The following is an 8972-nucleotide window of genomic DNA, read 5'->3' on the forward strand; positions in this document are numbered from 1 at the left end:
TTATAATTTGAAGAATCAGTCTATTATATTCGAGTCATCTCTTGCAAAGACTTATGCAACAAGTTATGGACTTGGCAATATCCTATATTCTGGAACATGGATTGTTGGAGGGATTTTTGTATATAAGGACTTAATAAATTTACCTTCGCTTATTGCCATGACAATACTTATGACAACAATAGCAGGACCTATACAGTCTGTTGCAGATACATATAGTGAAATTATTTCTGCAAAAAATATTTTTCTTGATTATATAAAATACCTTCATAGGGATAACTTTAATGAAAATGGGAAACATATAGATTATATAGATTCTATAAGTTTTGATAACATAGATATCTATTATTCTGATAGACTTATAATTAAAAATCTAAATTTAGAGCTTAAAGACAATACTAAGTATCTTATATTGGGAGATAGTGGATCAGGAAAGTCCACTTTTCTTCATCTGATATTAGGACTTTTTAAGGATAAAAACAAGTATATTTATGTAAATGATTCTAGTTTAGATAAGATTAATAGAAAATCATACTATAATAAAATTTATTATATTCCTCAAGAAACTATTATATTTAATGCGTCCTTAATTGAGAATATAAGCTTATTTGATGAAAATAAGGACTATAAAAGAGCAGAAGCTATACTTGATAAAGTTGGTTTAATATATTTATTGGATGATAGAAATCTTGACATCGTAATAGATGATAGCAAACTATCAGGTGGTGAGAAAAAAAGACTTGATCTTGCTAGAGCGCTTTATAAAAATAAAGATATTCTAATAATGGATGAAGTAACATCAGGACTTGATATAAAAAATGAGAATATAATTGGAGATATTATAAAAAGAATCAAGGATAAAACTATTATTTATGTTAGCAATTCTAAAAATGAAAACTTCATACAAAGCTTTGATAAAAGTTTAAAAATAGAAAATAAAGAACTTAAATTTTTTTAAAGGGACAAAAGGGACGTTCATTTTTGTCCCTTTACCCTAAAATAAAAACTCTTACTTTATTTTAGCAAGAACTTTTTCCTATTTACTTATTTGGTCTTGTTTTTGAAACAAGGATTTTAGTCTATCATAGATTAATAAGTAAACAATTATTAAAATAAGGCAATCTGCTGCCAGGAATGAATAGTTATAGGCAAGTGCGTAAGGTAGGAATGTCTTAAATCCTGCTGCATTTGCTGTTGACATATCATAGAAGAAAAAGAAAGCACTTATTACATTCATAGCCCCGCTTATTATATATGAAAGGATAATTGATGGGACATATGAAAATTTACTTTCATTTTTTCCAAACGATATTCCGCTTAGTCCTATGGCTGCAAATGATAGAATATAATCAAGTATGGCTTGGATAGGATGGATTACATATCCTCCAAAGGTCATATTTAAAAATCCTAGGGCTGCTGCAGCTATAAATCCCTTTTTAATTCCCCATCTTATAGATAAAATTATAATAGGAAGCCTTGAAACTAAAGTTACAGAACCTCCCATAGGCATTCTAAAAACAGGTACAAGTGACAAAATAAATGATAGGGCAATAGATACTCCAGACTCTACTATAAATCTAGTATGCTTTTCTTTCATAATTTTCTCCTTTTTTCTGTTATCATTATAACATTAAATATATATGAATAAAAACATTTCTTAGATTCAATACTTTAAACTTAAGAAAACATTAGTAAAGTATAAGTATGTTTAACTAGAAGAAGCAAAATACTTGAACTTAAAGAGGGAACAAATGAAAAAAATACTTTTTATATATAATCCAATGAGTGGACAAAAAACTATCAGCTCACAGCTTGGCATGATTGTGGATTATTTTTGTAAACATGGCTATGTGCCAACAGTTTATGCTACACAAAAACAAGGGGATGCAAGATATAAAGTAAGAGAATATGCTAAGTTTTTTGATGAGATAGTTGTAAGCGGTGGAGACGGAACTTTAGATGAGGTTGTATCAGGTCTTTTAAGAAGTGATACAAATTCAATTATAGGATACATACCAACAGGTTCTACTAATGACTTTTCTAGAAGTCTTAATATTCCAACAGACATAAAGAAAGCGACAAAGCTTTCCATAAATGGTCAGATTATGGATATAGACCTAGGTAAGTTTAATTCAAAGTTTTTTACTTATGTTGCAGCATTTGGTTCCTTTGCTCAAGTTTCCTATGAGACAGAACAGTCCATGAAAAATATATTTGGAAGATTTGCTTATATACTTGAAGGGGTAAAGACAGTATCAAATCTTAAGTCCTATCATGCTAAGATTACTATAGATGAAGAAGAGTTTGAAGGTGACTTTATACATTTTATGGCAACAAATTCTGTTTCTGTAGGTGGATTTAATAACTTCTACAAAAAAAATATAGGCCTTGATGATGGAATATTTGAATCAGTTCTTGTGAAAAAACCAAATGGTCTTCTAGAGCTTAATTCTATAATTGAAGGCTTAAGATCTAATAAGGAAAATGAAAATATTATCTTTAGATCAGGTTCAAGTTTTAAGGTTGAAAGTGATGAGAAGATTGACTGGACTCTTGATGGAGATTTTGGGGGATCTTATACAAAAAGTGAAGTCAAAGTTTTAAATATGGCGGTCAAATTTAGGACAGGATTTTCAAGGGATTCTGAAAAAATTAAGGCAAATCAAGAAAAAAGATTGACAAATTAATTTGGGGATAGTATACTATAAAATTATTTAATTTTACTATTTGACTAAAAAAGGTTATAATATAATAGAGAACCTAGGAGGTCAAAATGTTTAAAATAGGTGATAAAATAGTCTATCCTATGCATGGAGCTGGGACTATAGACTCAGTAGAAATCAAGGAATTTTTAGGTGAAGAAAAGGAGTATTTTATACTCAAAATGCCTATAGGGAACATGGATATATCTATTCCTAAATCAAATATTAATAATATGAATATCAGGGATGTTATATCAAAAAAAGAAGGGGAAGAAGTACTTGCAATTTTAAATGGAGATCCTAAAGACCTAAATTCTAATTGGAATATTAGATATAGGGAAAATCAAGAAATCCTAAAGACAGGGGATATATTTAAAATTGCAAATATGGTAAGAGATTTAGTAGCCTTGGATGATGAAAAGGGACTTTCTACAACTGAGAAGAAACTTTTAAATAGGGCAAGAAGGATTATGGCAAGCGAGCTTGTAATGGCGGGTTCTCTAGATAGAAAAGAAGCTGAAAAAATAATTGATGAATCAATTGGTCTATAATCCAAAATTAGGAGAAGATAATGTTTAATAGAATATTTCGAATTATGTTTGCAGTAATTGGAGCTATTCTAGGCATATCTGTAATAAAATTGATACTATCTGTTGTAGCGATTACAATAGATAGTTCTATTTTTTTAATTACTATAAATGTCTTGGGAGCTTTGATTTTTGCAGTATTATTTTATTTTTTATCAGGGGTAATATTTACCAAGATGGAAGATAATTTCAAAAAGTTAGAAAAGTATCTAGACCAAATGCCACCTATGACTGTGGCAATTGGGATAAGTGGACTTATAGTAGGACTTATATTAGCCTTTCTTGCAACAAGACCCTTAACCTCTTTAACATTACCAATTGTTGGTAATTCAATTTTTGTGCTATTATCTATTATTATTTATGTAGGTTTTGGTCTTTTGGGTTGGAGAATTGCTTCAAGGTATCCTGATAAGTATCCACAGCTTTTCCAAAAAGTAAAGGATGTAAAGCTTACAAAGACAAAAAGCATCAATCAAAGCGAGATAAGTAAAGATAACCTACTTAAGGTTATAGATACTTCGGTTTTGATAGATGGAAGAATTCTTGATATAATTAAGATAAATTTCTTGGAAGGAAAACTTGTAATTCCAGAATTTGTATTAGAAGAGCTCCAACACATAGCCGATAGTCCCGATGATTTGAAAAGAGAAAGAGGAAGGCGCGGTCTTGATGTTGTAAAAGAGATTAAAAAAGATAGGGATATAAATCTTGAAATAAGCTCAGTTGACTATCCTGACATAAAGGAAGTTGATTCAAAGCTTCTAAAATATGCACAAGATACTGGAGCAAAGATTTTTACCAACGACTATAATCTAAATAAGGTTGCAGATGTTCAAGGCATAACTGTACTTAATATAAATGACTTAGCCAACGCTTTAAAAACTAAAGTTTTACCTGGAGAAAGTATGGAGATTGAAGTTATAAAAGAAGGCAAGTCAAGAAACCAAGGGGTCGGATATTTAGAAGATGGAACCATGGTTGTAGTAGAAGATGGAAAACATCTTATAGGTCAACATATAAGGACAACAGTAACAAGCGTCCTACAAACATCAGCTGGAAAGATGATATTTGTAAAGGCAAAGGAATAATATGATAGAAAATAGAAAAATTTCAGCAGTAATTACAGCAGCAGGAAATGGACTTAGGATGAAGTCTGATAGGGCAAAGCCCTATATAGAAATAGGGGGAAGAAAAATTCTTGAAATAACCCTTGATACAATAACATCCTTTGATGAATTTGATGAGATTATTGTTGTTATTAGAAAAGAAGATGAAACTTACTTAAGAGATATTATAAAAAAATACAATAAGAAGATTACCTATGTTTATGGCAAAGAAACTAGGGAACTTTCAACATACGAAGGCCTAAAGGCTGTAGGAAGTGACATAGATTTGGTCTTAACCCATGATGGGGTAAGACCTTTTGCAAGTAAAGAGCTTTTTAAAAGAGTAATGGATGAGTTGAAGTTTTATAAGGCTGTAATAAGCTCTGTAAAATCAAAGGATACAGTTAAGATTGTAGATGGTGATGGATTTGTTAAAAGTACGCCTTTAAGAAGTGAAGTCTACAATGTCCAAACACCACAAGCCTTTGATAAAAAATTGATTTTATTTCTTTATGAAAAATATATTGAAAGTGATTTTATCATAACAGATGATAGTCAGCTTTTTGAAATCTATACAGACGAAAAAATAAAGGTAGTTGAAGGTGAATATTCAAATATAAAAATGACTACCCAAGAAGACTTGGTATTTGCCAAAGCATTTTTAAAGGATTAATATGAGAATAGGTATAGGATATGATGTCCACAAATTAGTTAAGGATAGAAAATTAATACTTGGTGGGATAGAATTTGACTATGAATATGGACTTTTGGGTCATTCAGATGCAGATGTTTTAGTTCATGCTATAATGGATGCCATACTTGGAGCTATGAATCTTGCTGATATAGGCAATTTATTTCCAGATACAGATCCAAAATATAAGGATATTTACTCTATCAATTTACTCGATAGGGTGGTAGAATTAATGGAAGAAAGAAATTATAAAATTGGGAATATTGATACAGTTATAATTTGTGAGATGCCAAAGATTAGTCCAAAAAGGCTTGAAATTCAAGAAATGATAGCCAAACATTTAAAAACCGACATAGAAAATGTATCTATAAAGGCCTCAACTAGCGAAAAACTATCCTTTACAGGTCGTGGTGAAGGAATTGAGGCTAGAGCTGTAGTTTTATTAGAAAAAATAGACTAAGAAACTAGGAGGATATGAATGAGAAAACTTATTACATCAGAATCTGTAACAGAAGGTCATCCAGATAAGGTTTGCGACCAAATTTCAGATGCTATATTAGATGAATGCTTAAAGCAAGATAAAAACTCAAGGGTGGCTTGTGAGTGTGTAACTACGACAGGTCTTGTTCTTGTAGTAGGAGAGATTTCAACAGATGCTTATGCACCAATTGAACAAATTGCAAGAAATACTATAAAAGAGATAGGATATGATGATCCAAAGCTTGGTTTTGACTACCAAAATGTAGCTGTTCTAACCTCCCTTATAGAACAATCGCCTGATATTGCCCAAGGAGTTGATGACTCCCAAGACTATAAGTCAACAAATGACAAATATGATAAAATAGGGGCAGGAGATCAAGGTATGGTATTTGGATATGCTGATGATGAGACAGAAGAATATCTTCCACTTTCAGTAGTTTATGCTCAAAAACTTTCCAAAAGACTTACAGAAGTTAGAAAAGAAAAAATTCTAGATTACTTAAGACCAGATGGAAAAAGTCAAGTAACAGTAGAATATGATGATGATATTCTAAAAAGAGTTGACTCTATAGTGATTTCAACCCAACACTCGGAAGATGTAAGTCTTGATCAAATCAAAAAAGATATTAAAAAAGAAGTTATAGACTATGTAATAGAAGAAAAATACATAGATGATAATACCAAAATTTATATAAATCCAACAGGTAAATTTGTAATTGGTGGACCAAAGGGAGATTCAGGTCTAACAGGAAGAAAAATAGTAGTAGATGCTTATGGTGGTTATTCAAAAACCGGTGGTGGAGCATTTTCTGGAAAAGATGCAACTAAAGTAGACAGATCTGGAGCTTACATGGCAAGATATGCAGCCAAAAACATGGTAGCAGCAGGACTTTGCAAAAAATGTGAAATAGGAGTGTCCTACGCCATAGGAGTTGCAAAACCACTTTCTATTTATGTAGATTCTTTTGGAAGTGGAAAATATGATGATGAAAAATTAACTGAAATAGTAAAAGAAGTATTTGACTTTAGACCACAAGCTATAATAGATAAACTTGATCTACAAAGACCGATCTTTAAAAAGACTGCAGCCTATGGTCACTTTGGTAGAGATGATAGTGACTTTACTTGGGAGAAACTTGACCAAGTTGAAGAACTTAAAAAGAAGTAGGTAGTATATGTCACGTTTTAGAAAAAATGTAGCCATAGACTTAGGGACGGCATCAGTTTTAGTTTATGTTGAAGATAAGGGAGTGTGCCTAGAAGAACCTTCAGTAATAGCTAAAGATATTCTAAGCGGAAAAATCCTTTCGGTAGGAATTGGAGCAAAGAAGGTCTTGGGAAGAACTCCAGGAAATGTAATTGCACTTAAACCACTAAAAAATGGGGTAATAGCTGATTTTAATGCTACAGAAGAAATGCTTAAATATTTTCTTAAAAAAGCCTTAGATAAGTCCTTCTTTAAGCCCAATCTTTTGATATGTGTACCAAGCAAGGCAACTCAAATTGAAAAAAGAGCAGTTCTTCAAGCAGCAGAGAATGCAGGAGCTCATAGGGTTTACCTCATAGATGAGCCACTTGCAGCAGCCCTTGGAGCTGACATAGACATAGCCGATGAAAAGGGGAATATGGTAATAGATATAGGTGGGGGAACGACTGATATAGCAGTTGTTTCTCTTGGTCAAATTGTAACAAGTGATTCCATAGAAATATCAGGGGATACCTTTGATAAGAACATAAAAGACTATATAAGAAATAGGTATAGGATGCTTATTGGAGAATCTAGTGCAGAAGAAATAAAAATAAAAGCTCAAGGAGCTGAAATTAGAGACTCCATTGAAGTTAGGGGAAGGCTAATGGATGATGGCCTACCTTCAAAAATATTTATACCAGTAGAAGAAATCTATGGGGCTTTACTTCCATCGATTGATAAAATAATAAATGGGGTAAAGAAAGTATTGGAAGTAACTCCGCCTGAACTTGCAGCAGACCTTTATGAAAGGGGAATATTCTTGACAGGTGGTGGAGCTTTAACTTTGGGACTTAGCCAAAGAATAAAAGAAAGACTCCAAATCGATGTTAGAATCGCTAAAAATCCACAAGAATGTGTAATAATAGGGACGGCCAATGCCCTAACCTGGATTGATAATATCGATGAAGAAAAGAATGAGTCAATGAAAGCCAAGCAAAAACAGCTTGAGAAAAAGGAAAAATTAAGGAGAAGGTAATGACTAAAAAATTAGTATTTGTAAGACATGGACAAAGTGAATGGAATCTTGCCAACAAATTTACAGGTTGGGTAGATGTAGATCTTTCAGAAAAAGGTGTAGAAGAGGCAAAAGAAGCAGGAAGAAAAATAAAAGAAGCAGGAATCAAATTTGATATAGCTTATACATCAATTCTTAAAAGAGCTATTAAAACCTGTAATTATACTCTTGAATACTCAGACCAACTTTTTGTACCACAAGTTAAATCTTGGAGACTAAATGAACGTCACTACGGAGCCCTTCAAGGCTTAAATAAAAAAGAAACTGCTGAAAAATATGGTGATGAACAAGTACACATTTGGAGAAGATCATATGATACACTTCCACCAGCACTCTCAGATGAAGATGCTAAGGCACAAGCAGCTGAAGATAGGTTTAAAGACTTCCCACAAGAAATCATTCCAGTAGCAGAAAACTTAAAAGTAACACTTGAAAGATGCTTACCTTTTTACACAGACTTTATTGCAAAAGACCTTTTAGAAGGAAAAACAGTTCTAGTTGCAGCTCATGGAAATAGCCTAAGAGCTATGGCAAAACATCTTGAAAATATATCAGATGATGACATAATGGACTTAGAAATTCCAACAGGTCAACCTTTAGTATATGAATTAGATGATGAACTTAAAGTGGTTAAAAAATATTATCTATAAACTCAAATCAAAGACTTCAAAGCCTACGTTTTGAAGTCTTTTTTTGTCCATAAAAAATTATAAAGTATTAGATAAATTAAAAGATAGAGTCCGTATAATTGTGTAAAAAGAAAAAGGTCATTTGAAACCCAAACTAGTACAATGTTTTTAACAAACCAAAACTAAACTAGGAGGAACAAATGACCCAATTACATTTTACAATTAATCAAGAAGAAATACAAAATTTAATTAACTAAGAAGTTAAAAATGATATGGCAAGAACTATTCTAAGTAAAATATTTAACGAGCTTATGGAAAAAGAAATAGATGAATATTTAGAAAATACAGCCTATCAAAGAGATCCTAACAGAATCACCTACCGTAATGGATACTATGAACGTGACTATACAACCAAAATAGGAACATTAACTTTAAGAGTACCTAGGACAAGAGATGGTAAATTCTCAACAGAAGTATCTGAAAGATATCAAAGAAATGAAAAAGCACTACTTTCAA

11 protein-coding genes are annotated in these 8972 nt (G+C 31.8%); 10 read left to right on the forward strand and 1 reads right to left on the reverse strand.

Annotated features, from left to right (window positions below):
- Positions 1–7: 7 nt before the first annotated feature.
- A complete protein-coding gene (locus tag FYJ26_RS10020) occupies positions 8–955 on the forward strand; it encodes an ATP-binding cassette domain-containing protein (RefSeq protein WP_229771255.1) in 948 nt (315 codons plus the stop codon).
- A gap of 78 nt (positions 956–1033) precedes the next feature.
- Here the strand turns inward: FYJ26_RS10020 and FYJ26_RS10025 are convergent, their stop codons facing one another.
- Positions 1034–1594 carry an energy-coupled thiamine transporter ThiT gene (locus FYJ26_RS10025; RefSeq protein ID WP_154542023.1) on the reverse strand — a complete coding sequence of 187 codons (561 nt, stop codon included), beginning with the start codon at positions 1592–1594 and terminating at the stop codon, positions 1034–1036.
- Between the two features lie 154 nt (positions 1595–1748).
- On the opposite strand from FYJ26_RS10025, the gene FYJ26_RS10030 reads away from it, so the two are divergent.
- The 9 genes from FYJ26_RS10030 to FYJ26_RS10070 form a co-directional block, all read left to right on the forward strand.
- A complete protein-coding gene (locus FYJ26_RS10030; protein WP_154542025.1) occupies positions 1749–2684 on the forward strand; it encodes a diacylglycerol/lipid kinase family protein in 936 nt (311 codons plus the stop codon).
- 86 nt (positions 2685–2770) lie between these two features.
- Positions 2771–3250 (forward strand): CarD family transcriptional regulator, encoded by a 480-nt coding sequence (locus FYJ26_RS10035; protein WP_154542027.1) that lies wholly within the window; start codon positions 2771–2773, stop codon positions 3248–3250.
- 20 nt (positions 3251–3270) lie between these two features.
- Positions 3271–4374, forward strand: coding sequence for a PIN/TRAM domain-containing protein (locus FYJ26_RS10040; RefSeq protein WP_154542029.1), 1104 nt, complete (start codon positions 3271–3273; stop codon positions 4372–4374).
- A 1-nt stretch (position 4375) separates the two neighbouring features.
- Entirely contained in the window at positions 4376–5065 is a 690-nt protein-coding gene (gene ispD / locus FYJ26_RS10045) for a 2-C-methyl-D-erythritol 4-phosphate cytidylyltransferase (protein WP_154542031.1), read from the forward strand.
- 1 nt (position 5066) lies between these two features.
- The gene (gene ispF / locus FYJ26_RS10050) at positions 5067–5543 is read left to right on the forward strand and encodes a 2-C-methyl-D-erythritol 2,4-cyclodiphosphate synthase (protein ID WP_154542033.1); all 477 of its coding nucleotides are present in this window, start codon (positions 5067–5069) and stop codon (positions 5541–5543) included.
- Between the two features lie 18 nt (positions 5544–5561).
- Positions 5562–6731: a methionine adenosyltransferase gene (metK, locus tag FYJ26_RS10055; protein WP_154542035.1), complete on the forward strand. Its 1170-nt coding sequence runs from the start codon at positions 5562–5564 to the stop codon at positions 6729–6731.
- Positions 6732–6738: 7 nt separating this feature from the next.
- Entirely contained in the window at positions 6739–7788 is a 1050-nt protein-coding gene (gene mreB / locus FYJ26_RS10060; protein ID WP_154542037.1) for a rod shape-determining protein, read from the forward strand.
- Complete coding sequence (gpmA, locus tag FYJ26_RS10065) at positions 7788–8477, forward strand: 2,3-diphosphoglycerate-dependent phosphoglycerate mutase (RefSeq protein WP_154542039.1); 690 nt, start codon at positions 7788–7790, stop codon at positions 8475–8477. Before mreB ends, gpmA begins: the two co-directional genes overlap by 1 nt.
- A gap of 290 nt (positions 8478–8767) precedes the next feature.
- On the forward strand, positions 8768–8972 hold a 205-nt coding region (locus FYJ26_RS10070; RefSeq protein WP_229771256.1), incomplete at its 3' end, for a transposase.

Source organism: Anaerococcus porci (assembly GCF_009696575.1).
GTDB classification, from domain to species: Bacteria; Bacillota; Clostridia; order Tissierellales; family Peptoniphilaceae; genus Anaerococcus; species Anaerococcus porci.

Excerpts from the sequence above, each read along its gene's own strand:
- FYJ26_RS10025 (WP_154542023.1), bottom strand. The coding sequence starts at position 1,594 with ATGAAAGAAAAGCATACTAGATTTATAGTAGAGTCTGGAGTATCTATT.
- FYJ26_RS10030 (WP_154542025.1), top strand. The coding sequence starts at position 1,749 with ATGAAAAAAATACTTTTTATATATAATCCAATGAGTGGACAAAAAACT.
- FYJ26_RS10035 (WP_154542027.1), top strand. The coding sequence starts at position 2,771 with ATGTTTAAAATAGGTGATAAAATAGTCTATCCTATGCATGGAGCTGGG.
- FYJ26_RS10040 (WP_154542029.1), top strand. The coding sequence starts at position 3,271 with ATGTTTAATAGAATATTTCGAATTATGTTTGCAGTAATTGGAGCTATT.
- ispD (WP_154542031.1), top strand. The coding sequence starts at position 4,376 with ATGATAGAAAATAGAAAAATTTCAGCAGTAATTACAGCAGCAGGAAAT.
- ispF (WP_154542033.1), top strand. The coding sequence starts at position 5,067 with ATGAGAATAGGTATAGGATATGATGTCCACAAATTAGTTAAGGATAGA.
- metK (WP_154542035.1), top strand. The coding sequence starts at position 5,562 with ATGAGAAAACTTATTACATCAGAATCTGTAACAGAAGGTCATCCAGAT.
- mreB (WP_154542037.1), top strand. The coding sequence starts at position 6,739 with ATGTCACGTTTTAGAAAAAATGTAGCCATAGACTTAGGGACGGCATCA.
- gpmA (WP_154542039.1), top strand. The coding sequence starts at position 7,788 with ATGACTAAAAAATTAGTATTTGTAAGACATGGACAAAGTGAATGGAAT.